Below are 24,986 nucleotides of genomic sequence, written 5' to 3'. Positions count from 1 at the left end.
AGGCGCGCAGCGCCGTCTCGAAGGGGGAGCAGCGGGAGGCAGATTATACGTAACTGCCGAGTGCGACGCGGCTGAACTGCCAGTTCACTTCCGGCAATTCGGAAGCCGGGAAGGAGAGCACGATCTGCTTCGATGTCACGGGGCCGCGGAAGCCTGCAAAGAAGATCGAATCCTCCAGTTGCGGCGCAACTTCAAAGCAGGAGAAGACCCAGGTGTCGTCGCGGTCCGCCGACAGAACGATCAACCCATTCTCATCGAAGGAAATATCGACCGACGGATGCAGGTGGAAACGGACGGCAATATTGTCGCGTCCGTTTGCCTTCAACGGACGGCCATCGCCACGATAGAACCGGTCGGCACCCTGAATGACGCTGCCATTATGCGACAGCACGAGGCGGCGTTCGTGATAGATGCCGAACAGGCGCGCATAGCCGTCATGGCTGGCGACGAAACCCTGTCGCCCCATTTCCTCGATCCGGTCGCGCTGCACGCGGGTGGGGCCTGCAATAATCGGCGTGCCGATCATGTTGGAAAGGCCGACATTGAGGCTGAAACGGCACGAGGAGGTGTCGTTGATGGTGGCGGTGGAGTGCGCAGCCGTCGAGCGGCCCAATGGACGAAATTCCGGCGGACCGAAACGGTCGATACCGGAATTGACGATATAGCGCTGGCGCCCGGAGGACATTTCGAAGGCGAGGCAGCCGGCATGGGCATCCCGCGATGCGGTGACCGGCGGCGGCAGTCCGGTATCGGCGATGATGGTGGTCGAACCCATCGAAAGCCGTTCATAGCCGGAATAGGGGGCATGGGTCAGCGGTGATCCGGCGGTCTCATCATGCCTGAGAACCGAGATGATGCGTTCCGGCATGGTCGGGCCGACGCCGTTGAAAAGCGCAAGGCTGCCATCCTGATGGCGGAAGAAACGCAGTGCTGGCAACATGCGCTCAACGGCTTCGATCAGCGCCTTGGGCGGTGCTTCCGTGCCATTGGCATAGGTCTGGCGAAGCGGCAGAAGATCGGCCAAAAGTTCCAGAACCGTAACGGGATTGCGCGAGATATGCCCGCCATCGGGCAGAATCTGGCGTTTCAGTTCATATTCGAGATTACGCCGGGCGGCGCGTGCAGTCGGCGGCGAAACAGGCAGAGCCAGAGCGGCGAATGCCAATGCGATGCGGGCGCGCAAGCGTTCCTCGCCATCATCCATGGCGGCTGCAACGGTGCGCAGGTAACGTACCTGCATGGCCAGCGAACGCATGAAGCGGCGATAGGCGGGGAGTTCGGCACCCGACAGAATGAGGTTCGAATGCTGAAGCCAGGCGATGATGCGCTGGGCGGTGACTTCCGGCGACCAGGCGATGCCACCGATCCGCTTGCCGAACATGCGCATCCAGTCATCGACGAGCGCGCGCGCATTGGCGGTTGCCAGTTCGCTATTGGCGCTTTTCAGATGGCGCAGCCAGCCGAAACTCTGAAGCGCTGCTTCCCATTCCGGCGTCGGAGGTTCGACAGCGAAGGGCGACAATCCGCCGGTTTCGACCAGACGACCGGCCAGCGCAAAACGGCCGTGGTAGAATTCCTGCGCCAATTGCGGGTCGGCGACGCGCAGATCAGGCGGTGCGATCAGGATACGGTCCGGCGTAAAGCCGGTGAAGCGCCAGCGATAGAGAGGCCCCATGCGCAGACGGCGGCTGAACTTGCGCCAAGCCTGTGCAACGGCCAGTCCCCAAAGGTGCGGGGTTTCGCTGAGGGCAACTGCCACCCGGTCTTTCTCCGTATCGTTTTTCATTATTCTGCGGCCAGATCGAACAGCCGGTGTCCTTTGATACAATTGTACTGAAATGGTGAATCGAGCGTTAACCATAGGATGCAAGTCATGCATCCTATGCCAGTTTTGCTAATTTATCAGCGATTGCTATATGCGCTTGAAGCGGGCCGCGAAGAAGCCGTCCATGCCAGCCATTTGCGGATTGCCCTCAAAACGATCCGGCGGCAGGTCTGCCGGAGTGGATCGTAGAAAACCTTCCGCCGTCACCAACCCATCCAATCCGGCGCAATCCTGCTCCGTAATCGGGAAAGGCTCCAGCAGCGGATTTTCCGCCGCCTTGCGGGCCATTTCCTCGCCTTCGAGCGGATGCAGCGAACAATTGGAAAAGACGATTACGCCGCCGGGTTTGACCAGAGTAGCTGCGTGGGCCAAAAGCTTGCCCTGAAGTTCCGCGAGTTTTGCAATGTCCTGCGGCGTCTTGGTCCACGGCACGTCCGGGTGACGGCGCACCGTGCCGGTGGAAGAGCACGGCGCATCCAGAAGCACGGCGTCGAACAGTTCGTCCGGCTGGAAATCCATCAGATTGGTGGCGACGGTCTTCGCCTCGAAACCGAGCCGTTCCAGGTTGCCACGCAGGCGCTTGAGCCGGTTTTCGGACAGGTCGAGCGCAGTCACGTCGGCGCCCTGAAGCACAAGCTGCGCGGTCTTGCCGCCGGGGGCGGCGCACAGGTCGGCAACCCGTTTGTCCTTGATATCACCCATCAGGCGCGCAGGCAGGCTCGCGGCCACATCCTGCACCCACCAGTCGCCCTCGGCAAAGCCGGGCAGGTCGGTGAGATTACCCTCAACCGTTTGCAGGCGCACCGAACCATTGGGCAATGCTACGCCGCCGAGCTTTTCGGCCCACGCCTTTGCGTCGCCCTTGACCGTGAAATCGATCGGCGGCTCATAGGCATGCATGGCGAGAATGGCTGCTGCTTTTTCCGCGCCATAGGCGTCGGTGATGCTTTTGGCAAACCACTCCGGCACATTGGTTTCGGGCTCAAGCGTGTGGGCGAGAGCACGTTCCTTGTTGCGCGAAAGGCGACGCAGCAGTGCATTGACGAGACCGGCATATTTGCGGTTGCGCGGATCGTTGTTCGCCGCTTCCACCGCAAGATCGACCGCCGAATGGTCGGGCAGGTTCAGATAGAAAATCTGCGCGATGGCGACATGCAGAAGATGCTTCAGCGCCACGGCATTTTCCGGCAATGGCCGGTCGAGCCGCTTGTTGATGGCGCGTTCGATGCTGCCGCGATTGCGCAGCGCAGAACCCAGAATAGCGCGAACCAGTGCGCGGTCGCGCGGCTCCAGCGCCAGATATTGCGGATGACCGTGGGTATTGTCGGTCAGGCCGTCAAGCGAGGTGTTCTTTTCAATCACCGCGCCAAGCAGCCGCGCCGCAGTCAGGCGCGCGGCTAGACCGGGGCGCAGCTCTGCAGCGCTGTTGTTGGATTGTGGCTTTTTGTTTCCACGCTTCGGCGCGGGCTTTTTATCGTTCACACTGTTCTGCTTTATCAGATGATGTCTGTTTAAGCATGATCTTGTCCGATCGAAGCGGGATCAGAAAACAGTCCAGTGGACTGTTTTCTCCGCGTAGGCGGTTCCCACTTTTCGGGATCATGCTCTATGACCACGGCCCTCGATAACCGGAACCGCCATTGCTGTTACTACCTGCATTACCCCATGGACCACTGCTTTGGGAAGGGGCAGCGGCACGCGGTGCCATTCCAGCGGAGCGGATGCCCATTTCGGCAGCCATCTGTTCCAGTGCTGCAATACGGTTGTCGGTGTCGGGATGTGTCGAGAAAAGATTGTCCGCTCCACGCCCGCTCAAGGGATTGATGATGAACATATGCGCGGTCGCGGGGTTGTGTTCGGCTTCCTCGTTCGGGATGGCCTTGGCTCCGCGCGCGATCTTGCCCAGCGCCGAGGACAGCCACAGCGGATTGCCGCAGATTTCCGCGCCGCGCTTGTCGGCGGCATATTCGCGGGTGCGGCTGACGGCCATCTGTACGATCATCGCGGCAAAGGGAGCGACGATCATGGCAAGAATGGTGCCGACGACGCCCATGATGCCGTTGCCGTTCTCGCGGTTGCCGCCAAGGAAGAAAGCAAAATTGCCGAGCATGGATATGGCACCGGCAAGGGTTGCCACGATTGTCATGGTCAGCGTGTCGCGGTTCTGGACGTGTGCCAGCTCATGCGCCATCACGCCAGCGACCTCTTCCGGCGTCAGGCGGTTGAGGAGCCCGGTTGTGGCTGCAACGGCAGCATTTTCGGGATTGCGGCCTGTGGCAAAAGCGTTCGGCTGGTCTTCGTGGATAATGTAGACCTTCGGCATCGGAAGGCCCGCATTGGCTGCAAGGCCGCTCACCATGCGGTAATAGTCCGGCGCGCTGCGCTCGTCCACTTGCTGCGCATTGTACATGCGCAGCACCATCTTGTCGGAGTTCCAGTAGCCGAACAGGTTCATGGCGACTGCAATCACAAGCGCAATCATCATGCCGCCGCCACCGCCCAGCAAATAGCCGATGCTCATGAACATGACCGTCATGAGGGCGATCAGCATGGCAGTTTTTGTCATATTCATCCGTGGCGGTCTCCAAATCTTAGGCTACATGACCCGCAAGGGTTTTGCACCAGATACCTTTCTGCCTATATGATGGGTATGAACAGGCTTCGCTTCAATAATGGGAGCTGATGCAGCCAACAGGAATGTGATCGATGAGCGAAAAAACCGAAGCAACCCAAAGCCCGGAAAACATAGACAAGCGCACGTTCGAAGACCTGCCGCCTGCTGCCCAGCGCGCGCTGAAGGAAGCCGAGGCGCGCCGCTTAGCTGAAAAGGCAAACGAAGCACCCCGTGAAATCGGCGGACGCGGCGGCAAGGACCCCGCCCGCTATGGTGACTGGGAGATCAAGGGTCGATCGATCGATTTCTAATAAGTTTGGGATATTGTCGTCCTGCTGGCCTGCAAATCGCGCTCTTCTGCGCTTCCGGTGCTCATGTACTTTAAGTACATTCCGCTCCGGTTCTCAAAGATCGCGATTTTCGTTTCAGCAGGACGACAATCTCATCAAACTTGGGCGCCTTCTCAGACCGCGTTGTTAAAAAAAGCAACGGTGTTAGGCGTCAAGCACCGTTGCGTTGGCGTCTCGCATTCTAGCATTTAGGATGATGATCATTTTACGCATGACGGCGACAAGTGCGACCTTTCCGGGCTTTCCTTGCTGCTTGAGACGCGTGAAGAATGCCTTCATGTCGGGATCGAAACGAATGGCAGGCAGCGCTGCGACGTAAAGCGCGTCGCGCAGATGTCTTCTACCACCTGCAATCATGCGCTTGCCGCGCATCAGACCACTATCGCGATTAAGCGGCGCAACGCCAACCAGCTTGGCAATTTGTCCTTTGTCAGTATGCCCCAGTTCCGGCAGGTCGGCCAGGATGAAGCATGCCGTTCGTAGGCCGATCCCCTTGAGCGACATCAAAACCTCGGCCTTCCGGCCCAACTCTGCATCCGCTTTCAGGCAAGCCGTCATTTCATCCACGATAGCCTGACGCTGATCGAGCAGGAAACGCAGGCTTTCCTCGATCCAGACTTTCGTTCGCCCGGTCAACTTCTCCCGGCGATTTTTCTCCTGCACGATCATGTGCGACAATTGTCTGTAACGACTGACAAAATCCGCCAGAGCCCGCTCCTGAGAAGAGCGTTGTGGCAGAATTCTTGTTTCCATGCGCCTTGCATAATCGGCAAGAATGAAGGCGTCGATCCTGTCGGTCTTGGAGAGTTGGCCACAGGCACGTGCAAACTGCCTGATCTGCTTCGCATTGACCTTGGCGACAGGCAATCGCGCGGCCTGCAAGGCGGCAACGACAAGGCGCTCGTAACCGCCGGTCGGTTCGAGAACCAGACGTTCAATATCGTCCACAGTTGCGAGAAAGGCGAGAAAACTGGCAATGCCTGCTGCCGTATTTTGATAGGTCACTGTCTGGCCATCCGGCAGAACGCAGGCATCCAAAGACGATTTTGATATGTCGATGCCGACAAAACGGCTAGTATAAGACATGAGGCTGGTCTCCCTTATACACGAGCGCGAAGCTCCCTCAACGGTGCGACAAGACCTCAAAAGCTGCAAAGGGTTCTGCTTTTTTACGAACGAAAGTTCACGCCCCGATGGGCTCAACCGCTTTGCAGCAGCCATTGCGGTGTTGCATTCACCACAATGACATAGAGGCCGGAACGAAGTTTAACGTTCCGGCCTCAAATGTATAAGCCCCGGTTTCCCGGGGCTTTTTATTATTTCTTGTTCTGGCGATTTTCGATCAGATCGTCCACGACGCCCGGATCGGCCAGCGTCGAGGTATCGCCCAGGGCGCCGAACTCGTCTTCGGCGATCTTGCGCAGGATGCGGCGCATGATCTTGCCCGAGCGGGTTTTCGGCAGGCCCGGCGAGAACTGGATCTTGTCCGGCGTGGCGATAGGGCCGATCTCCTTGCGCACGTGCTGGGTCAGTTCCTTGCGTAGCGCATCTTCGTCCTGAACGGCCTCGCCGGTCATCAGCGTGACATAGCAATAGATGCCCTGTCCCTTGATCGGATGCGGATAGCCTACGACAGCGGCTTCTGAAACCGAGTGATGCGAGACGAGTGCCGATTCGATTTCCGCCGTGCCGAGGCGGTGGCCGGAAATGTTGAGCACGTCGTCGACGCGACCCGTGATCCAGTAATAGCCGTCTTCGTCGCGACGGCAGCCGTCGCCGGTGAAGTACTTGCCCTTATAGGTCGAGAAATAAGCTTCGATGAAGCGCCCGTGATCGCCGTAAAGCGTGCGCATCTGGCCTGGCCAGCTGTCGATGATGCAGAGATTACCGTCCACGGCACCTTCAACCACGGCACCTTCATTGTCCACCAGTTCCGGCTTGATACCGAAGAACGGACGCGTTGCCGAACCCGGCTTGAGGTCCGTTGCGCCGGGCAGCGGGGTGATGAGAATGCCGCCGGTTTCCGTCTGCCACCATGTATCGACAATCGGCGACCGCTGGTCACCAACGACGTTGTAATACCATTCCCAGGCTTCCGGATTGATCGGCTCGCCGACCGAGCCGAGCAGGCGTAGCGTCGAGCGCGACGAGCGGGTGACGAATTCATCGCCGGCGCCCATCAGGGCGCGGATGGCCGTCGGGGCCGTGTAGAAGATGTTGACGTGATGCTTGTCGACGACTTCCCAGAAACGTCCCTGATCGGGGAAGTTGGGCACGCCCTCGAACATCAATGTCGTCGCGCCGTTGGCCAGTGGGCCGTAGACGATATAGGAATGGCCCGTCACCCAGCCCACATCCGCCGTGCACCAGTAAATGTCGCCGTCATGATAGTCGAAGACATATTGGTGCGTCATCGATGCATAGACGAGATAGCCAGCCGTCGTGTGCAACACGCCCTTCGGCTTGCCGGTCGAGCCGGAGGTGTAGAGGATGAAGAGCGGGTCTTCCGCATTCATCGGTTCCGGGTCGCAGGTCGGTTCGACGCTCGCGACTTCCTGATGATACCAGAGGTCGCGACCCGGTCCCCAGCTCACCTTGCCGCCGGTGCGGCGCACGGTGAGAACCTTGTTGACCATGACATATTGCTTGGCGGCGATGTCGATGGCGGTATCAGTGTTTTCCTTCAGCGGAACCGGCTTGCCACCGCGCACGCCTTCATCGGCCGTGATGACGAAAGTGGATTCGCAATCGACGATACGACCGGCCAGTGCCTCCGGCGAGAAACCGGCGAAGACGACCGAGTGCACAGCGCCGATGCGCGCGCAGGCCAGCATCGCATAGGCCGCTTCCGGGATCATCGGCAGATAGATCGTGACGCGGTCGCCCTTCTTCACGCCGTGCTTCTTCAGCACATTTGCGAGGCGGCAGACATTCTCATGCAGTTCGCGATAGGTGATCTTCTTGTCGATATAGGGATTGTCGCCTTCCCAGATGATGGCGACCTGATCGCCACGGCTCTTCAGGTGGCGGTCGATACAGTTATAGGAAACGTTGGTAACGCCGTCCTCATACCATTTGATGGACACGTCGCCGTTGAAATCGGTGTTCTTGACCTTGGTGAAAGGCTTGAACCAGTCGATGCGCCGTCCGTGCTTTGCCCAGAAGCTGTCCGGGTCGCTCACGCTTTCCTGATACCATTCAAGATAAGTTGCGTTGTCGATGAGCGTGTTTCTCTTTGCCTCGGCAAGGACCGGGTAAAGCTTTTCCGACATGATTTCCTCCTTCAGCATTCCGCGAGCCGGACGATATCCCGCTCGTATAAATGCACCCAAAAACTGACCGGCACCTCCCGCCGGATGAGACGGCTTGCCGTGAAAGGCGAGACCATCGGGTGCCCTGTCTACCTTCCATTGCGGGCAAGGTAAATTAGACAATCGGCGCGTCTATGATCCACAATGACGCATCGTCAGAAATGGCAACTGGCAACACTCACTGCTGACTGATGCTAATATATTGTTTTTACATTTTAAAAACCATTTGGAGTGATTATCTCCTATTCAGGAGCCTGACAATAAGGCTCTTCACAAAAAGGGGAAATCGCCATGACGAAGTCCGCTTTGAACGCAAAGTCAGCCTTCGAACTCCAACTCGCCGGTTATGGTCTGACGACGGCGAAAGTTTTCTACCACTTGCCCGATCATCCGCATCTGCTGCAGCTTTTCGTCTGGCAGGATTATGATCTGGCGCCCGATTTTCCGGTGCTCAATCACTTCATCGAATTCTGGAATCGGGAGATTGACGGGCCGTTGCATTCGGTCAGCTACACGCATTTCCGGCTGCTCGGCCCCTCGGACTGGAGGAATGTGCAGGGCGAGATCGTCCTGCACTAATATAGCTGCTGGACAAAGGAATCAGGCGGGGTTGGCATAGCTCCGCCCGCCGAAGATGGCCGAGCCGACACGCACCGATGTCGCGCCGAAGCCGATGGCGGTCTCGTAATCGCCCGACATGCCCATGGAGAGTTTTTCCACGCCAGCTTCACGGGCGAGCTTTTCCAGAAGCGCGAAATGTGGCCCCGGATTTTCATCCGCAGGCGGGATGCACATCAATCCTTCGATGGCGAGGCCATGTTCTTTGCGGCAGCGCTCGACAAAGGCAACCGCCTCCTTCGGCGCAATGCCGGCCTTCTGTTCTTCAAGTCCGGTATTTACCTGCACGTAGAGCTTCGGGGCCTTGTTCTGCTTCCTGATTTCGGCTGCAAGGGCAGCGGCGATCTTTTCGCGGTCGACCGTTTCGATAACATCGAACAGGGCGACGGCATCGGCTGCCTTGTTGGATTGCAGCGGGCCGATCAGATGCAGTTCGATGCCGGAATAATCCTCGCGCAGTCGGGGCCATTTGGCTTGTGCTTCCTGTACGCGGTTTTCACCGAAGACGCGCTGGCCCGCGTCGAGTGCCGGGCGGATTTCTTCCGCATCGAAGGTTTTCGACACTGCGACGAGTGTAACGGAACCCTTGTCGCGCTGTGCTTCCTGTTCGGCATTGGCGATTGCGGCCTTGACCGTGTTCAGGTTCGCTACGATATCTGACATGAAACTCTCGCTTTCAGGCTTTTCATCCGCAAAAGGTTGACGCTTTCGCCAATACGTGGTGAAGGTCGCCATTAAACATCGACTCTCCTTATTGCATCACCTTCGTACGAGTAAATACGGTCATGGCAGCCGAACGTTATAATCCGCGCGTGGCGGAAGCTCATTGGCAGAAAGTCTGGGAAGAAGACCGGACCTTCGAAACCGACAATAGCGACAGCCGCGAGAAATATTATGTGCTCGAGATGTTCCCCTATCCGTCGGGGCGCATCCATATGGGCCATGTGCGCAACTATGCGATGGGTGACGTTGTCGCCCGTTACAAGCGTGCCAAGGGTTTCAACGTGCTTCATCCGATGGGATGGGATGCGTTCGGCATGCCTGCGGAAAACGCGGCGATGCAGAACAAGGTTCATCCGAAGGAATGGACCTACCAGAACATCGCCACGATGCGCAGCCAGCTCAAGTCGATGGGCCTTTCGCTCGACTGGGCGCGTGAATTCGCGACCTGCGACGTGGAATATTATCATCGTCAGCAGATGCTGTTCATCGACCTTTTCGAAAAAGGTCTGGTGACGCGCAAGACCTCCAAGGTCAACTGGGACCCGGTCGACAACACCGTGCTCGCCAACGAGCAGGTGGTGGATGGCCGCGGCTGGCGTTCGGGTGCGCTGGTCGAACAGCGCGAACTGACGCAATGGTTCTTCAAGATCACCGATTTCAGCGAGGAATTGCTGGCCGGTCTCGACACGCTCGACCAGTGGCCGGAAAAGGTTCGCCTGATGCAGCGCAACTGGATCGGCAAGTCGGAAGGCCTGCAGGTCCGTTTTGCGCTGGACGGCAATACCGCGCCTGCCGGTTTCTCGGAAATCGAAGTCTATACGACCCGTCCGGACACGCTGTTCGGTGCGGCTTTCGTGGCTATTTCTGCCGATCATCCGCTGGCGAAGAAGCTGGCTGAAGACAATGCTTCGCTTTCCGGCTTCATCGAGGAATGCCATCACCATGGAACGTCGCTGGCAGCGCTTGAAACGGCAGAAAAGAAGGGCTTCGACACCGGCGTCAAGGTCAAGCACCCGTTCGACGAGAACTGGGAACTGCCGGTCTATGTCGCCAATTTCGTCCTGATGGAATACGGTACGGGCGCAGTGTTCGGCTGCCCGGCGCACGATCAGCGCGACCTGGATTTCGCCAACAAGTACAAATTGAAGGTTACGCCTGTCGTTCTGCCGAAGGGTGAAGACGCGGCAAGCTTCAGCATTGGTGAAACGGCCTATACCGACGACGGCCTGATGATCAATTCACGCTTCCTCGACGGCATGACACCGGAAGCGGCCTTCAATGAAGTGGCCAATCGTCTGGAAAAGACCAGCCTCGGCAATAGCCCGCAGGCTGAGCGCAAGGTGCAGTTCCGTCTGCGTGACTGGGGCATTTCGCGCCAGCGCTACTGGGGCTGCCCGATTCCAATGATCCATTGCGAAAGCTGTGGCGTCAATCCGGTGCCGCGCGCCGATCTGCCAGTCAAGCTGCCGGACGATGTCGAGTTCGACCGTCCGGGTAATCCGCTCGACCGTCACGCGACCTGGCGTCATGTGAAGTGCCCGAAATGCGGTGCTGATGCGCGCCGTGAAACCGATACGATGGACACGTTCGTCGATTCGTCCTGGTACTATGCCCGCTTTACGGCACCATGGGAAAACGAGCCGACCGACCGCAAGGTTGCCGATCACTGGCTGCCGGTCGATCAGTATATCGGCGGTATCGAACACGCGATCCTGCATCTGCTCTATTCGCGTTTCTTCACCCGTGCGATGAAGGTCGCCGGTCACGTCGGCATCGATGAGCCGTTCAAGGGCCTGTTCACGCAGGGCATGGTTGTGCACGAGACCTACAAGGCCAATGGCCAGTGGGTAGCGCCTGCCGATATTCGTATTGAGGAAACCGACGGCAAGCGTAGCGCGACCTTGCTCTCGACAGGCGAGCCGGTGGAAATCGGTTCCATCGAGAAGATGTCGAAGTCGAAGAAGAATGTTGTCGATCCCGATGACATTATCGCTTCCTACGGTGCCGATACGGCGCGCTGGTTCATGCTGTCTGATTCGCCGCCCGAGCGTGACGTGATCTGGACGGAAGCCGGTGCCGAAGGCGCCCATCGTTTTGTGCAGCGCGTCTGGCGTCTGGTGGCGGAAGCCGCCGAACATCTGAAGGACGTTGCGCCCAAGACCGGGACGCAGGGCGAAGCCCTTGTCGTTTCCAAGGCTGCGCACAAGGCGGTCAAGGCTGTCGGCGACGATATCGAGAAGCTCGCCTTCAATCGTGGCGTCGCCCGTCTTTACGAGCTGGTCAATACGGCTGCTGCTTCCCTGCAGCAGGTGGCTTCGGGCAATGCGGATGACGAGTTGAAGAGTGCTGTCCGTGACGTCACCGAAAAGCTCATCCTGATGCTGGCGCCGATGATGCCGCATCTGGCTGAACAGTGTCTGGCTGTGCTGGGCGGCAAGATTGCCGGTCGTGAAACATTGGTTGCCCGCAGCGCCTGGCCGGAATTCGATCCGGCATTGGTGGTGGAAAACGAGATCGTTATGCCGGTGCAGATCAACGGCAAGAAGCGTGGGGATTTGACAATCGCCCGCGACGCTGATCAATCTAGCATCCAGCAGGCGGTGCTCGAACTTGACTTCGTCAAGGCTGCGCTCAATGGAGGCTCGCCGAAGAAGGTTATCGTGGTGCCGCAAAGGATCGTCAATGTCGTTGCCTGACCGCTTTTTCTCTGCAATCAAAGCCTTTCGCGTTGCGTTTTTCGCGCTCGGAGCTGCGGTGCTGATGGCTGGATGCACCGTGCAGCCGCTTTATTCCTCCGGCGGTGGTGCCGGTGGAACCATAGGCGGCAGCGTGACACCGGACATGCGCACCAAGCTTGCTTCGGTGGCCATCGATCCGGCTGGCGATGTGTTTCAGCAGCAGGTCCGCAATCGCCTGATCTTCCTGCTCGGCGGCGGTGCCGGTGAGCCGGCCAACCCGACCTATCGGCTCGGTCTCGGTCTGAGCAGCTATACGCTTGCGGCCGTAAGCGTCGATATTGGCGATCAGACCGACCGTACGGGCCGTCCATCGTCCGGTATCGTCAAGGCAACGTCGAATTTCGTGTTGCGTGACAAGGATGGCAAGCCGCTTGCCACTGGTACCCGCACGGTTGGCGCTTCCTTTGACCGTCCGCGTCAGGAATTCGCAAATCTGCGTGCCGAACGCGATGCGCGCAAGCGTGCGGCGGAAGAACTGGCCGAACAGATATTCCTCGCTCTGGCGATGAAAATGTCAAAGCTCTGATTTCGGCTTGATGCCGATTGTTCCAAAAGGCGGTGCGGGTTCGTGCCGCCTTTTGTCTTTGTACCAGAGGGATCATGCGTCTCGTTTCGTTTACAGCCAAAGGCTATCGCTCGCTGCGTTCCGTGCGGTTCGACCTCGGGCAGGTGACGGTTTTTGTCGGCGAGAACGGTGCTGGAAAATCCAACCTCTATCGGGCGCTGCAACTGGTGAAGGCCGCTGCCGAGGGCAATCTTTCGACAGAAGTGGTGCGCGAAGGCGGGATGCAATCGGCCATGTGGAGCGGCAATCGCCGCAAGCACGAAACGGCGCGTATCATTCTGGAAGCGGATTTTGAAGACGAGCGACTGGCCTCGCGTCTTTCCTATCGTGTCGAGGCAGGTCTGCCGCCGCCGGTTTCCGGCGCCTTTCCCTTCGAGCCGCAGATCAAGGAAGAACAGCTCAATCTCGATACGGGCCGTCGCCCCGTCGATCTGATGGACCGGCGCGGACCTGCGGTTTTCGCGCGGGACGGGGAAGGGCGGCGCATGGAGCACCCGGCGCGGCTGCTGACTTCGGAAAGCGGGCTGGCAGTGCTGGGGCAATCCGGCCATTATCCGGAGATAGGCGATCTTTCTGCGCAGATACGTGGCTGGCGCTTTTACCATGGTTTTCGAAGCGACCGTGATGCGCCTGTGCGTCAGCCGTCCATAGCCGCAACTGCTGCGATGCTGGACGAGGACGGTGGCAATCTTGCCTCGGTCTTTGCGACGCTGGCGCATATCCGGCAGGATACGGTCGATCTCGATCGTCTGGTTGCCGACGCGCTGGAAGGCGCCAAGCTGGTCATTCCCTATCCGGACGAAACTGCGACTTTCGGTTTGAACTTTCCGGCTTTCCCGCCGCGGACATTTCGCCCCGGAGAATTGTCCGACGGACAGATTCGCCTGCTGGCTCTGGCGGGTGCGCTGCTCTCCTATCGCCTGCCGCCACTGATCGCGCTCAACGAGCCGGAGGCAAGCCTGCATCCCGATATGATCCCGTCACTTGCCCGAATGATCGCGCAGGCATCCGAACGCAGCCAGATATGGGTGGTGACCCATTCAGCCGCCCTCGCCAGCGCGATTGCCGGGCACTGCGGTGCGCGACCGATCCGGGTGAGCAAGCGGGACGGGGAAACGGTGCTGGAATAAAAAAGGCGAGCCGATGGCCCGCCTTTTCATTGTCTCTGAAAATCGTCGATCAGGCGATCTTCTGACCGGTCTTCGCCCAATCGGCGAGGAAGGTTTCGAGGCCCTTGTCGGTCAGCGGATGCTTGACCAGCGCCTTGAGCGTTGCCGGAGGTGCGGTCACGACATCAGCGCCGATGAGTGCTGCTTCCTTGACGTGATTGACGGTACGAACCGAAGCGGCAAGAATTTCGGTGCGGAAATCATAGTTGTCGTAAATCGTGCGGATTTCGGCAATCAGCTCCATGCCGTTGATGCCGGTATCGTCGAGACGGCCAATGAACGGCGAAATGAAGGTCGCGCCCGCCTTGGCTGCCAGAAGCGCCTGATTGGCCGAGAAGCAGAGCGTCATGTTGACCTTGTGGCCGTCAGACGACAGAGCCTTACAGGCTTTCAGTCCGTCGAGGGTTACAGGCAGCTTGATGCAGATATTGTCAGCGATCTTGGAGATGACGGCAGCTTCCTTCATCATCTGCTCATATTCCGTCGCGGCAACCTCGGCAGAAACCGGGCCCTTGACGATGTTGCAGATTTCCTTGGTCACTTCGATAATGTCACGACCCGACTTCAGGATGAGGGACGGGTTGGTGGTCACGCCATCGACCAGCCCAAGGTCATTGAGCTCGCGGATTTCCTTGACGTCCGCAGTGTCCACGAAAAACTTCATAACAGCGTTCCTCCATAATGAGCGCGGGTGGATTTGAGGAATTTAAAACCATTTAATTCCCGGAAGGTGGCTTTTCTTTAGCGCAAAGCCGCGCCAAGGTCACGCGATCATGTCGAAAGATTCGCACGATATTGCAAACCCCATTTCTGGTCTGTTTCCGGAACTCGCACCACGGGTCGTTCCCGTGCTCGTGCCCATGCCCGCAGAGCGGCCTTATTCATATATGGTTCCGGAAGGGATGAACGTCCAGCCCGGATCGATCGTGCGCGTGCCGCTTGGACCTCGTGAGGTGGCAGGGATCGTCTGCGAGGGCGAGACCGATGCCGTTGATGCCAGAAAACTGCGGGAGATTTCCGAAGTTTTCGACTGCCCGCCGGTGGGGGGCGACATGCTGCGCTTCATGCGCTGGGCTGCGGACTACACGCTTTCACCACCCGGTATGGTGGCGCGCATGGTCCTGCGTGTGCCTGCCGCATTCGATCCCGAGCCATCAGTGCCGGGGCTTCGATATTCCGGCGGTGAGCCGGAGCGCATGACCGAGGCGCGGGCGCGGGTGATGGAGCTTGCCCGCGACGGGCTTGCATGGACCAGATCCGGCCTTGCCCATGCGGCGGGTGTCTCCATGACGGTCGTGGACGGGCTGAAGGCACAAGGCATTTTTGAAGAAGTCATGCTGCCGCCGCCAGCCGTGGTGGCAAAGCCTGATATCGACTATGCGCGGGCCACGCTTTCAGAAGACCAGCAGGCGGCGGCTGAAATGCTGTCGGAAGCCGTGGAAGCCGACTGTTTTTCGGTTTCGCTGCTCGACGGCGTGACCGGATCGGGCAAGACCGAGGTTTATTTCGAAGCCGTTGCCAAGGCGATTGAGCAAGGCAGGCAGGTGCTGATTCTCCTGCCTGAGATCGCGCTGACACAACAGTTTCTCGACCGGTTTCATGATCGTTTTGGGGCCAAGCCTGCCGAATGGCATTCCGACCTTGCTCCCCGCACCCGCGAACGTGTCTGGCGGCAGATTGCGGAGGGCACGGTGCGGGTTGTGGCAGGTGCGCGGTCGGCGCTTTTTCTGCCCTTCAAGGAACTGGGGCTGATCGTCGTCGATGAAGAACATGACCCGGCTTACAAACAGGAAGACCGGGTCTTCTACAATGCGCGCGACATGGCGGTGGTGCGCGGCCATATCAGCGGTTTCCCGGTGGTGCTGGCATCGGCCACGCCATCCATCGAAAGTCAGGTTAATGCCGAGCAGGGACGCTACAAGCGAATCAAGCTCTACGGTCGCTATGCGGAAGCGGCGTTGCCCGATCTGAAGACCATCGATATGCGGCGTTCGCCGCCGCCGCCTGGCCGGTTTCTGTCGCCCGCACTGACCGAAGCTGTCGGCAAGACGGTGGAACGCGGCGAGCAGGCGCTTTTGTTCCTCAATCGACGCGGTTATGCGCCTTTGACGCTATGCCGGGTTTGCGGTCATCGCTTCCAGTGCCCACAATGTTCGAGCTGGTTGGTGGAACATCGTTTTCGCGGTCAGCTCATGTGCCACCAGTGCGGCTATCATGAGCCGGTGCCTGAGGCTTGTCCCGAATGTGGTACGCTGGATCATCTGGTTGCCTGCGGACCCGGTGTGGAGCGCATTGCGGAAGAAGTGGCGGCGACTTTCAGCGAAGCACGAATCATAGTTCTTTCGTCTGATATGGCAGGCGGCGTGAAGCGATTGCGGCTGGAACTCGACGCTATCGCAAAGGGCGAGGCGGATATCGTCATCGGCACGCAGCTTGTTGCCAAGGGGCACAACTTTCCCAACATGACATTGGTGGGCGTCGTGGATGCCGATCTGGGGCTTGCCAATGGCGATCCGCGCGCGGCTGAACGCACTTTCCAGTTGCTCAATCAGGTGACGGGACGTGCCGGCCGAACCGGTCGCAAGAGCCTCGGCCTCATCCAGACCTACCAGCCGGATCATCCGGTGATGCGGGCAATCGTCAGCGGCGATGCGGACGCATTCTATGCCCGCGAGATCGACGAGCGCGAACGCAGCGCTTTGCCGCCTTTCGGACGGCTTGCCGCGCTGATTATTTCAGCCGACAACCGGCCCGATGCCGAAAATCATGCGCGCGCGCTTCGTCGTGCAGCCCCTTCATCCCCGGAGATTTCCGTGCTCGGGCCTGCCGAGGCGCCGCTTGCGCTGGTACGGGGACGCCATCGTTTCCGCATTCTCGTGCACGGAACAAAACGCGCGGATATTCAAGGATTTATTCGCGTCTTGCTCGCCAACGGGCCGAAGGAAAAAGGCTCGATAAGAGTGCAGGTGGATATCGATCCGCAAAGCTTCCTTTGACAGCCAAAGGCGTGGAAGATCGACGGAAATTCCGCTACAGATTTCCAGTTCGGTTTGATTGTGGGAAATGTTCTATCGGATTATCTCTCCGCATGTCTTGATCCCAAAACCGGTTCCCACTTTTGGGAGACATGCTTATACGGCAAGAAACGACGAGGGTAATTGCGATGGAATTCTATCTTCCTGCCACGACCGGAGAATGGCTTGCCTGGGGCTCTGCCGCCATCACGGCATTGGCCGGTCTTGTCATGCTTTTTGCGCCCGGCATAACGTTGAAGCTGCTGCGGCTCCAGCCGATCAATGGCCGTCCCGAAGGTTACGGTTCCATCCGTGCGACGCTCGCCGGACCTTATCTCGGCGTGGGGCTCGGGTGCCTTATTTTCGCACAGCCGTTCCTCTGGGTGGTGCTGGGCTCCGTATGGGGATTTGCGCTGTTCGGACGCTTCATTTCGATGATGTCGGATGCGGCGGGCCGCAAGGGCGGACCGGCTGGCGGACGCGTCTATGGCAGTCTCGCAGCGCTGGTGGAATTCGTGCTTGCAGCAGGTCCGCTGCTTTACGCTTTCGGCTTCATTTCCTGATCGGAAACGGTGCCCTTCTGCACGTCAGGCGTGCAGGTTGTGTAACGGAAGGTCGCCTCGCCGGGGCAGATGCGACTTTTTTGACCGCGAAAGGCGGCAAATCTTACACAAAAGTGCCGGATTCGCGTGTTGCGAGTCCTGTTCGTCTATGCTAGACGGCAATCACATTTCGGTGTTGACGTGCTCGCGCGTCAGTGGTTTTCCGGAAACATTCAATAAAATCATCGGTTTGGCGTCCTGAACAAGATTGGGTCCCAAAAGGATGGTTTCAACGTAGAGAGCAGGTTGTTCGTGGCTGAAACGTCTTCGCTCATTTCAGGTGTCGCACAGCGTTACGCCGGATCTCTTTTCGAGCTCGCACTCGACGCGAAATCCGTTGCGGCTGTGGAAAAAGATCTTGACCGTTTCGAGGCGCTTCTGAGCGGAAGCGAGGACCTCAAGCGACTGATTTCCAGTCCGGTATTTTCTTCGGAAGATCAGCTTCACGCCATCGGCGCTCTCGCCGACAAGGCGGGCATCAAGGGTCTGGTCGGAAATTTCCTGCGCGTTGTCGCGCGGAACCGTCGTCTCTTCGCCCTCCCGGGCATCATCGCCGCTTTCCGCAAGATTGCTGCCGAACATCGCGGTGAAGTCTCCGCCGATGTCATCTCCGCGCACGAACTGAGTGCTGCGCAGCAGAACGAATTGAAGGCAACGCTGAAGGGCGTGGCCGGCAAGGACGTGACGATCAATGTCACCGTCGATCCGTCGATCCTCGGCGGTCTTATCGTCAAGATGGGTTCGCGTCAGATCGACACGTCCCTTCGCACTAAACTTTCTTCTCTCAAGCTTGCACTGAAAGAGGTCGGCTGATGGACATCCGCGCCGCGGAAATTTCCGCTATCCTGAAAGAGCAAATCAAGAACTTCGGCAAGGAGGCTGAGGTCTCCGAGGTCGGTCAGGTTCTTTCCGTTGGCGACGGTATCGCCCGCGTCTATGGTCTGGACAATGTCCAGGCCGGTGAAATGGTCGAATTCCCTGGTGGCATTCGCGGCATGGCGCTGAACCTTGAAAGCGACAATGTCGGCGTCGTTATCTTCGGTGCCGACCGTGACATCAAGGAAGGCGACATCGTCAAGCGTACCGGCGCAATCGTTGACGTTCCAGTCGGTCCCGGCCTGCTGGGCCGCGTTGTCGACGCTCTCGGCAACCCGATCGACGGCAAGGGCCCAATCGTTGCTACCGAGCGTCGCCGCGTCGACGTGAAGGCACCGGGCATCATTCCGCGCAAGTCGGTTCATGAGCCAATGTCGACCGGCCTCAAGGCTGTTGACGCTCTGATCCCGGTTGGCCGCGGCCAGCGCGAGCTGGTCATCGGTGATCGTCAGACCGGCAAGACTGCCATCATTCTCGACACCTTCCTGAACCAGAAGCCGATCCACGACAACGGCCCGGACAGCGAAAAGCTTTATTGCGTTTACGTTGCTATCGGCCAGAAGCGTTCGACCGTTGCCCAGTTCGTCAAGGTTCTCGAAGAACGCGGCGCTCTGGAATATTCGATCGTTATTGCGGCTACCGCTTCCGATCCGGCTCCGATGCAGTATCTCGCTCCGTTTGCGGGCTGCGCCATGGGCGAATATTTCCGCGACAACTCGATGCACGCACTGATCGGCTACGACGATCTGTCCAAGCAGGCTGTCGCTTACCGTCAGATGTCGCTTCTGCTCCGTCGTCCTCCGGGCCGCGAAGCTTATCCGGGCGACGTTTTCTATCTGCATTCCCGTCTTCTCGAACGCGCTGCAAAGCTCAACGACGAAAACGGCGCTGGCTCGCTGACGGCTCTGCCGGTCATCGAAACGCAGGGCAACGACGTTTCTGCCTTCATTCCGACCAACGTGATCTCGATCACCGACGGCCAGATCTTCCTCGAAACCAACCTGTTCTATCAGGGTATCCGTCCGGCTGTTAACGTCGGTCTGTCGGTTTCGCGCGTTGGTTCTTCGGCGCAGGTCAAGGCCATGAAGCAGGTTGCCGGTTCGATCAAGGGCGAGCTCGCCCAGTATCGTGAAATGGCCGCCTTCGCACAGTTCGGCTCGGATCTCGATGCCTCGACCCAGCGTTTGCTGAACCGTGGCGCACGTCTGACCGAGCTTCTCAAGCAGCCGCAGTTCTCGCCGCTCAAGACGGAAGAACAGGTTGCCGTGATTTACGCTGGCGTGAATGGCTATCTCGACAAGATCGCCGTCAACCAGGTCGGCAAGTTCGAAGCAGGTCTTCTTTCTTCGCTGCGCACCGAGCACAAGGATGTGCTGGATGCGATTCGCGACGAAAAGGCGCTCACCGACAACATCAAAGCAAAGCTCAAGGCAGCGGTCGACGCGTTCGCCAAGTCTTTCGCTTGAATTTTGTGACGGGATGAACGGATGCCTTCACTAAAGGATCTGAGAAACCGTATCGCCTCGGTCAAGGCGACGCAGAAAATCACCAAGGCGATGCAGATGGTCGCCGCGGCGAAGCTGCGCCGTGCCCAGGAAGCTGCGGAAGCCGCAAGGCCCTATTCGCAGCGCATGGGTGCCGTTCTCGCAAATATCGCGCAGAACGTAACCGGCGAAGATGCGCCGGCCCTGATGGCCGGTACGGGCAAGGACGACGTGCATCTGCTCGTCGTCTGCACCGCAGAACGTGGCCTTTGCGGCGGTTTCAACTCGCAGATCGCGCGTCTGGCGCGCGATCATGCCCGCAAGCTCCTTGCTGAAGGCAAGACGGTCAAGATCATCACGGTCGGCAAGAAGGGCGCAGATATTCTGCGTCGCGAGTTTGCCTCTCTGATTATCGACCACGTCAATTTGCGTGAAGTCAAGCAGCTCGCTTTTGTGCATGCCGACCAGATCGGCCACAAGGTGATCGAGCTGTTCGAACAAGGCGAATTTGATGTCTGCACCCTGTTCTATTCCGAATTCAAGTCGGTGATTGCACAGATTCCAACTGCGCAGCAGATCATTCCGGCTTCGGCTGGCGATGTTGCGCAGGCGGACACTGCAGGCGATGCGATTTATGAGTACGAACCTGATCCTGCGGCGATCCTGTCGACGCTGATCCCACGCAATATTTCGGTCCAGATTTTCCGCGCTCTGCTGGAAAATGTGGCGGGCGAAATGGGCGCGAAGATGAGCGCGATGGACAATGCGACGCGTAACGCCGGTGACATGATCAACAAGTTGTCGATCACGTATAACCGTCAGCGTCAGGCCCAGATCACCAAGGAACTGATCGAAATCATTTCGGGCGCGGAAGCGCTCTAATCGGAAGGTAAAAGGATCGATGGCAAAAGCAGCGACCCCGAAAACTACCGCCGCGGCCGAAGCGAAGCCAGCAGCGGCGAAAGCTCCAGCCAAAAAGGCTCCAGCGAAGGCGGCAGCCGCCAAGTCTGGTGCAGCTCCCAAGGCTGCAACGACCGGCGCAGTAGGCAAGATCACTCAGGTCATCGGCGCTGTTGTCGACGTACAGTTCGAAGACGGTCAGCTTCCGCTGATCCTCAACGCTCTGGAAACCGACAATCTCGGCAGCCGTCTGGTTCTTGAAGTTGCACAGCACCTGGGCGAAAACACCGTTCGCACGATTGCTATGGACTCGACCGAAGGTCTCGTCCGTGGTCACGAAGTACGCGACACGGGCAACCCGATCATGGTTCCTGTTGGCGAAGAAACGCTTGGCCGTATTATGAACGTTATTGGTGAGCCAGTTGACGAAGCAGGTCCGATCAAGACCACTGCACGTCGCGCGATTCACCAGGAAGCTCCTGAGTACATCGAACAGTCGACCGAAGCTGAAATCCTCGTAACGGGCATCAAGGTTGTTGACCTTCTCGCTCCTTACGCAAAGGGCGGCAAGATTGGTCTGTTCGGCGGTGCAGGCGTTGGCAAGACCGTTCTCATCATGGAACTGATCAACAACGTCGCCAAGGCGCACGGCGGTTACTCGGTATTCGCAGGCGTTGGTGAACGTACCCGTGAAGGTAACGACCTTTACCACGAAATGATCGAATCGGGCGTTAACAAGCTCGGTGGCGGTGAAGGTTCCAAGGCTGCACTCGTTTACGGTCAGATGAACGAGCCTCCGGGTGCGCGCGCTCGCGTTGCCCTGTCAGGTCTGACGGTTGCTGAAAACTTCCGTGACCAGGGCCAGGACGTTCTGTTCTTCGTGGACAACATCTTCCGCTTCACGCAGGCTGGTTCGGAACTTTCGGCTCTTCTCGGCCGTATTCCTTCCGCTGTGGGTTATCAGCCGACGCTGGCAACCGACATGGGTGCGATGCAGGAACGCATCACCACGACGACCAAGGGCTCGATCACCTCGGTTCAGGCAATTTACGTTCCTGCCGACGACTTGACCGACCCTGCACCAGCAACGTCGTTCGCTCACTTGGACGCGACCACCACGCTGAACCGTTCGATCGCTGAAAAGGGTATTTACCCGGCTGTGGATCCTCTCGAATCCACGTCGCGTATGCTCGATCCTATGATCGTTGGTGAAGAACACTACGCTGTAGCCCGTCAGGTTCAGTCGATCCTTCAGCGCTACAAGTCGCTTCAGGACATCATCGCCATCCTCGGCATGGACGAACTGTCGGAAGACGACAAGCTGACCGTTGCGCGCGCTCGTAAGATCGAACGCTTCCTGTCGCAGCCGTTCTTCGTTGCTGAAGTCTTCACCGGTTCGCCAGGCAAGCTGGTTGACCTCGCCGACACCATCAAGGGCTTCAAGGGCCTTTGCGCAGGTGAGTACGATCATCTTCCAGAACCGGCTTTCTACATGGTCGGCTCGATTGAAGAAGCGATCGAAAAGGCGAAGAAGCTGGCAGCTGAAGCTGCGTGATGAAATGAATTTCCCGGTGGGCCGCAAGGCCCGCCGTGAAAGCCAATCATTTTGTTTAAGCATGATCTTTTCCGGAAGCAGTTTTCGGGCTCATGCTTTTGAATTCAAGTGAGAACCATGGCTCAAGCTTTCCAATTCGAACTCGTGTCGCCTGAACGGCTCCTGCTTTCCGCGCAGGTGACGGAAGTCGTCATTCCGGGTAGCGAAGGCTATCTGACGGCTCTCGCCGGTCATTCGCCGCTGATGACGACGATCGTGCCGGGTGTCGTTTCGGTGAAGCTTGCCGACGGCAAGTCCGACTCCTACGTAGTCTTTGGTGGTTTCGCCGATATCACTCCGCAGGGCTGCACCGTTCTGGCCGAATCGGCGACCCATGTGGACGATATCGATCCGGCAGATATTCAGCGCCGTATCGATCATGCCCGCAAGGCTTTGGACGATGCTTCGTCGAACGAACACCGCACCAAGGCAGAAATCTTCCTGCATCAGCTGATGACGCTGCAGGGAACGATCATGCCAGCCTAATCGGCACCACCTATCGTTTTTTGGGAAAGCGGGCTTTGCCCGCTTTTTCTTTTTTGAGCGCATCCCGAGTAGTGTGAAACGGTTTTCGGAACAAGATGCACGTAAAAACAAAAAGATAGAGCATTCCCAATGTTTCAATCGAAACGGGAAATGCTCTAGATCACCCGCTCCGCAGTGAATTTGTTCGCAGAACTGTCATATGGGCGCCAAATCCCATCACGCTTGCGTGAGTTCATGAAGTTCGCTTGAAAATAGTTCGCCAGCGATTTATCCAAATTCATAATCATTAGTTTACTAATATATAAGGCGATTGGCATGGATACGGCAGATCTCAAGGCTGAAATGATTGATGCCATGGCGAAAGTTAATCGCCGGCTTCGCACTGTTTTCGATGCGCGCGTGAAGGAACGCGGTCTGACGCTGGCCCGGGCGCGCACCCTGCTAGCCCTGATGGAACAGGAAGGTCTTTATCAGAAGGAACTGGCGGAAGCGTTGGAAATAGAGAATGCGACCATGGTGCGCCTGCTTGATGGTCTGGAGCGGCAGTCGTTCATTGAACGTCAGACTGTTCAGGGCGACCGTCGCGCGAAGCGGGTGGTGATGACGGCGGAAGGCAAGATTCTGGCTGAGCAGGTCGTGAAGCTTGCCGGTGACGTTCGCGAGGACCTTCTGGAAGGCGTGAGTGATGAGGAACTGAGCATTGCGCTCAACGTGCTTCGCAAAATGTCGGACTCGATGAACAAGACCCATTAATCGGGCTCGACGGTCCCTGCGATACCCAAAGCCGAAGTTCAAACTTCGGCTTTTTAGTTTTGGAAATCACCGCTTCGTGAAGCGAAGTCTCGAAAGCAGACGTCTCCCGCCTTCTTTCGGTCGCAGCCTGGCGATCTCCTGGCATAGTCATCAATACTAGAAAACTCGGGCGGGGAGCGTTTGATATGCGTTATTCGTCTCAGGCTGTTATCGGTTTATGTGCTGTTCTGTCCATCGTTTCGGTGCAGGCACAGGATATGAAGCATGGGACGCGCCATGCTTATGCGCGCGCTTTAAATGGCGTGAACACTGATGACGGCCTGATTTTCGATACCAGTTCGGCTGCCGCGATGGATGTCCGAGATAATGAGCGGTTGCGACGGTCCTTGCGACAACGTTGATGGTTCTTGGATGCCCGGCGTCGAAAATCAGGGTGCAAGGGTACGAAGATACGCCATCAATTTGCTTGCCGTATCGCTCGCCTGCTCCGGTTGACGGGAGATGATCGCCTCGATCAGTGTCGCATGTGCATTGGCCGAGCCGGCTATGCCGGTCGACGGGCGAAGGCGGAACCAGAAACGACGGCTGTGGGTTTGCAGGGGGGCTGCGATGCGTGCGGCATAGGGATTGCTTGCTGCCGCTCCCAGAACAATGTCGAATGCCTTGTCGGCATCGAGAAACAGCGCCACATCCTCGTTCGGGATCGCCTGCCGCATGGCAGCAGCAGCGGCTTCAAGCCGTTCATAATCGCGAGGGCTGCCGAAGCGTGCGGCGTCACGCGCCAGCACGCGCTCAACCCCTTCGCGGGCGTCCAGCACCTTGATGAAATCCTTCGGGTCGATGGCCGCAATGGCAATGCCGGAGCGCGGACGCACTTCCACAAGACCTTCCCAGGCGAGCCGTTGAATGGCCTCGCGCATGGGGGTGCGGCCCATGCCGGTGAGTTCGATCAGCGTGCGCTCGTTGACGACAGTGCCGGGTTCCAGTTCCAGCGTGACGATGGAACGTTCCAGAATACGATAGGCCTGCTCGGCAAGGCTTTCGCTGCCCCAGCTGTCCATGGTCGCCTGCGGCATGTTTGCCGGACTCCGTGCCAGCGTGTCTCGAACGTTCGTTTCTTCCATGCCTGTCCATGCCTTGTGGTTACGACGATTGACATAGTTCAATCTTACAGATATATCTATGATATATCAATATGATCTGATTTGAACTGGTCGTTCCCTAAATCAGCCTTTGTGGCTTTTTCAAGCGATGGCGAGTTTTCAGCACAGCGTCATTCCAAAAAATCGATGGACAGAGCCGGATGGCTGGCATTGAACATACTGCATGTCAATTGCCCGAAGCGTCGACACTGTTCGGTTCGT

The 24,986-nt window shown here is 58.2% G+C and carries 22 protein-coding genes; 14 read left to right on the top strand and 8 right to left on the bottom strand.

Annotated features, from left to right (window positions below):
• Window positions 1-43: 43 nt before the first annotated feature.
• From MKS82_RS12070 to htpX, 3 genes are all read right to left on the bottom strand, one after another.
• A complete protein-coding gene (locus MKS82_RS12070) occupies window positions 44-1,786 on the bottom strand; it encodes a heparinase II/III family protein (RefSeq protein WP_109988968.1) in 1,743 nt (580 codons plus the stop codon).
• A gap of 126 nt (window positions 1,787-1,912) precedes the next feature.
• Window positions 1,913-3,307: an RsmB/NOP family class I SAM-dependent RNA methyltransferase gene (locus tag MKS82_RS12065; protein WP_109988969.1), complete on the bottom strand. Its 1,395-nt coding sequence runs from the start codon at window positions 3,305-3,307 to the stop codon at window positions 1,913-1,915.
• Between the two features lie 124 nt (window positions 3,308-3,431).
• Window positions 3,432-4,397 (bottom strand): zinc metalloprotease HtpX, encoded by a 966-nt coding sequence (gene htpX / locus MKS82_RS12060; RefSeq protein WP_109988970.1) that lies wholly within the window; start codon window positions 4,395-4,397, stop codon window positions 3,432-3,434.
• A 134-nt stretch (window positions 4,398-4,531) separates the two neighbouring features.
• On the opposite strand from htpX, the gene MKS82_RS12055 reads away from it, so the two are divergent.
• Window positions 4,532-4,750, top strand: a complete 219-nt coding sequence (locus tag MKS82_RS12055; RefSeq protein ID WP_109988971.1) for a DUF1674 domain-containing protein — start codon at window positions 4,532-4,534, stop codon at window positions 4,748-4,750.
• A gap of 183 nt (window positions 4,751-4,933) precedes the next feature.
• Here MKS82_RS12055 and MKS82_RS12050 read toward each other — a convergent pair whose 3' ends face one another.
• Together MKS82_RS12050 and acs are read right to left on the bottom strand one after the other, a co-directional pair.
• On the bottom strand, window positions 4,934-5,875 hold the full coding sequence (locus MKS82_RS12050) for an IS110 family transposase (protein ID WP_024897869.1): 942 nt from the start codon (window positions 5,873-5,875) through the stop codon (window positions 4,934-4,936).
• A 230-nt stretch (window positions 5,876-6,105) separates the two neighbouring features.
• Window positions 6,106-8,061, bottom strand: coding sequence for an acetate--CoA ligase (acs, locus tag MKS82_RS12045; RefSeq protein WP_109989048.1), 1,956 nt, complete (start codon window positions 8,059-8,061; stop codon window positions 6,106-6,108).
• A gap of 330 nt (window positions 8,062-8,391) precedes the next feature.
• Here acs and MKS82_RS12040 point away from each other — a divergent pair, with 330 nt between their 5' ends.
• Window positions 8,392-8,679: an usg protein gene (locus MKS82_RS12040; protein ID WP_109989042.1), complete on the top strand. Its 288-nt coding sequence runs from the start codon at window positions 8,392-8,394 to the stop codon at window positions 8,677-8,679.
• 21 nt (window positions 8,680-8,700) lie between these two features.
• On the opposite strand, the gene MKS82_RS12035 is transcribed toward MKS82_RS12040, so the two are convergent.
• Window positions 8,701-9,381, bottom strand: a complete 681-nt coding sequence (locus MKS82_RS12035; protein ID WP_109989047.1) for a YggS family pyridoxal phosphate-dependent enzyme — start codon at window positions 9,379-9,381, stop codon at window positions 8,701-8,703.
• Between the two features lie 122 nt (window positions 9,382-9,503).
• Here MKS82_RS12035 and leuS point away from each other — a divergent pair, with 122 nt between their 5' ends.
• The 3 genes from leuS (at window position 9,504) to MKS82_RS12020 (ending at window position 13,874) form a co-directional block, all read left to right on the top strand.
• The gene (gene leuS / locus MKS82_RS12030) at window positions 9,504-12,137 is read left to right on the top strand and encodes a leucine--tRNA ligase (RefSeq protein ID WP_109989041.1); all 2,634 of its coding nucleotides are present in this window, start codon (window positions 9,504-9,506) and stop codon (window positions 12,135-12,137) included.
• Window positions 12,124-12,705 carry an LPS assembly lipoprotein LptE gene (gene lptE / locus MKS82_RS12025; RefSeq protein WP_109989040.1) on the top strand — a complete coding sequence of 194 codons (582 nt, stop codon included), beginning with the start codon at window positions 12,124-12,126 and terminating at the stop codon, window positions 12,703-12,705. Before leuS ends, lptE begins: the two co-directional genes overlap by 14 nt.
• A 74-nt stretch (window positions 12,706-12,779) precedes the next feature.
• Window positions 12,780-13,874 (top strand): AAA family ATPase, encoded by a 1,095-nt coding sequence (locus MKS82_RS12020; protein WP_240578884.1) that lies wholly within the window; start codon window positions 12,780-12,782, stop codon window positions 13,872-13,874.
• 49 nt (window positions 13,875-13,923) lie between these two features.
• On the opposite strand, the gene fsa is transcribed toward MKS82_RS12020, so the two are convergent.
• A complete protein-coding gene (gene fsa, locus MKS82_RS12015; RefSeq protein ID WP_109989038.1) occupies window positions 13,924-14,577 on the bottom strand; it encodes a fructose-6-phosphate aldolase in 654 nt (217 codons plus the stop codon).
• A 109-nt stretch (window positions 14,578-14,686) separates the two neighbouring features.
• Here fsa and MKS82_RS12010 point away from each other — a divergent pair, with 109 nt between their 5' ends.
• From MKS82_RS12010 to MKS82_RS11970, 9 genes are all read left to right on the top strand, one after another.
• Window positions 14,687-16,909: a primosomal protein N' gene (locus tag MKS82_RS12010; protein ID WP_109989037.1), complete on the top strand. Its 2,223-nt coding sequence runs from the start codon at window positions 14,687-14,689 to the stop codon at window positions 16,907-16,909.
• Between the two features lie 167 nt (window positions 16,910-17,076).
• Complete coding sequence (locus tag MKS82_RS12005; RefSeq protein ID WP_109989036.1) at window positions 17,077-17,490, top strand: AGROH133_08824 family phage infection protein; 414 nt, start codon at window positions 17,077-17,079, stop codon at window positions 17,488-17,490.
• A gap of 291 nt (window positions 17,491-17,781) precedes the next feature.
• Window positions 17,782-18,342: a F0F1 ATP synthase subunit delta gene (locus MKS82_RS12000; RefSeq protein ID WP_012091258.1), complete on the top strand. Its 561-nt coding sequence runs from the start codon at window positions 17,782-17,784 to the stop codon at window positions 18,340-18,342.
• Window positions 18,342-19,871, top strand: coding sequence for a F0F1 ATP synthase subunit alpha (atpA, locus tag MKS82_RS11995; protein WP_109989035.1), 1,530 nt, complete (start codon window positions 18,342-18,344; stop codon window positions 19,869-19,871). The genes MKS82_RS12000 and atpA overlap by 1 nt, the downstream gene beginning before the upstream one ends.
• A gap of 21 nt (window positions 19,872-19,892) precedes the next feature.
• Window positions 19,893-20,771, top strand: coding sequence for a F0F1 ATP synthase subunit gamma (locus MKS82_RS11990; protein WP_061347969.1), 879 nt, complete (start codon window positions 19,893-19,895; stop codon window positions 20,769-20,771).
• 19 nt (window positions 20,772-20,790) lie between these two features.
• Window positions 20,791-22,344 (top strand): F0F1 ATP synthase subunit beta, encoded by a 1,554-nt coding sequence (gene atpD, locus MKS82_RS11985; protein ID WP_109989033.1) that lies wholly within the window; start codon window positions 20,791-20,793, stop codon window positions 22,342-22,344.
• Window positions 22,345-22,461: 117 nt separating this feature from the next.
• On the top strand, window positions 22,462-22,869 hold the full coding sequence (locus tag MKS82_RS11980) for a F0F1 ATP synthase subunit epsilon (protein ID WP_240578883.1): 408 nt from the start codon (window positions 22,462-22,464) through the stop codon (window positions 22,867-22,869).
• Between the two features lie 315 nt (window positions 22,870-23,184).
• Window positions 23,185-23,622: a MarR family winged helix-turn-helix transcriptional regulator gene (locus MKS82_RS11975; protein WP_061347972.1), complete on the top strand. Its 438-nt coding sequence runs from the start codon at window positions 23,185-23,187 to the stop codon at window positions 23,620-23,622.
• Between the two features lie 185 nt (window positions 23,623-23,807).
• Window positions 23,808-24,023 carry a hypothetical protein gene (locus tag MKS82_RS11970; protein WP_109989031.1) on the top strand — a complete coding sequence of 72 codons (216 nt, stop codon included), beginning with the start codon at window positions 23,808-23,810 and terminating at the stop codon, window positions 24,021-24,023.
• Window positions 24,024-24,050: 27 nt separating this feature from the next.
• On the opposite strand, the gene MKS82_RS11965 is transcribed toward MKS82_RS11970, so the two are convergent.
• Entirely contained in the window at window positions 24,051-24,698 is a 648-nt protein-coding gene (locus tag MKS82_RS11965; RefSeq protein ID WP_240579029.1) for a GntR family transcriptional regulator, read from the bottom strand.
• Window positions 24,699-24,986: the final 288 nt, after the last annotated feature.

Origin of the sequence: Ochrobactrum sp. A-1, from assembly GCF_022488005.1 — a bacterium.
GTDB lineage: Bacteria > Pseudomonadota > Alphaproteobacteria > Rhizobiales > Rhizobiaceae > Brucella.
The sequence above is the reverse complement of the archived record's forward strand: the minus strand, read 5'-3'. Positions and strand labels throughout refer to the sequence as shown.

Coding starts and splice junctions, on each gene's coding strand:
- MKS82_RS12070 (WP_109988968.1), bottom strand. CDS start 1,786: ATGAAAAACGATACGGAGAAAGACCGGGTGGCAGTTGCCCTCAGCGAA.
- fsa (WP_109989038.1), bottom strand. CDS start 14,577: ATGAAGTTTTTCGTGGACACTGCGGACGTCAAGGAAATCCGCGAGCTC.
- MKS82_RS12040 (WP_109989042.1), top strand. CDS start 8,392: ATGACGAAGTCCGCTTTGAACGCAAAGTCAGCCTTCGAACTCCAACTC.
- lptE (WP_109989040.1), top strand. CDS start 12,124: ATGTCGTTGCCTGACCGCTTTTTCTCTGCAATCAAAGCCTTTCGCGTT.
- MKS82_RS12050 (WP_024897869.1), bottom strand. CDS start 5,875: ATGTCTTATACTAGCCGTTTTGTCGGCATCGACATATCAAAATCGTCT.
- leuS (WP_109989041.1), top strand. CDS start 9,504: ATGGCAGCCGAACGTTATAATCCGCGCGTGGCGGAAGCTCATTGGCAG.
- MKS82_RS12035 (WP_109989047.1), bottom strand. CDS start 9,381: ATGTCAGATATCGTAGCGAACCTGAACACGGTCAAGGCCGCAATCGCC.
- MKS82_RS12010 (WP_109989037.1), top strand. CDS start 14,687: ATGTCGAAAGATTCGCACGATATTGCAAACCCCATTTCTGGTCTGTTT.
- MKS82_RS12055 (WP_109988971.1), top strand. CDS start 4,532: ATGAGCGAAAAAACCGAAGCAACCCAAAGCCCGGAAAACATAGACAAG.
- MKS82_RS12005 (WP_109989036.1), top strand. CDS start 17,077: ATGGAATTCTATCTTCCTGCCACGACCGGAGAATGGCTTGCCTGGGGC.
- htpX (WP_109988970.1), bottom strand. CDS start 4,397: ATGAATATGACAAAAACTGCCATGCTGATCGCCCTCATGACGGTCATG.
- acs (WP_109989048.1), bottom strand. CDS start 8,061: ATGTCGGAAAAGCTTTACCCGGTCCTTGCCGAGGCAAAGAGAAACACG.
- MKS82_RS12020 (WP_240578884.1), top strand. CDS start 12,780: ATGCGTCTCGTTTCGTTTACAGCCAAAGGCTATCGCTCGCTGCGTTCC.
- atpD (WP_109989033.1), top strand. CDS start 20,791: ATGGCAAAAGCAGCGACCCCGAAAACTACCGCCGCGGCCGAAGCGAAG.
- MKS82_RS11980 (WP_240578883.1), top strand. CDS start 22,462: ATGGCTCAAGCTTTCCAATTCGAACTCGTGTCGCCTGAACGGCTCCTG.
- atpA (WP_109989035.1), top strand. CDS start 18,342: ATGGACATCCGCGCCGCGGAAATTTCCGCTATCCTGAAAGAGCAAATC.
- MKS82_RS11975 (WP_061347972.1), top strand. CDS start 23,185: ATGGATACGGCAGATCTCAAGGCTGAAATGATTGATGCCATGGCGAAA.
- MKS82_RS11970 (WP_109989031.1), top strand. CDS start 23,808: ATGCGTTATTCGTCTCAGGCTGTTATCGGTTTATGTGCTGTTCTGTCC.
- MKS82_RS11965 (WP_240579029.1), bottom strand. CDS start 24,698: ATGCCGCAGGCGACCATGGACAGCTGGGGCAGCGAAAGCCTTGCCGAG.
- MKS82_RS11990 (WP_061347969.1), top strand. CDS start 19,893: ATGCCTTCACTAAAGGATCTGAGAAACCGTATCGCCTCGGTCAAGGCG.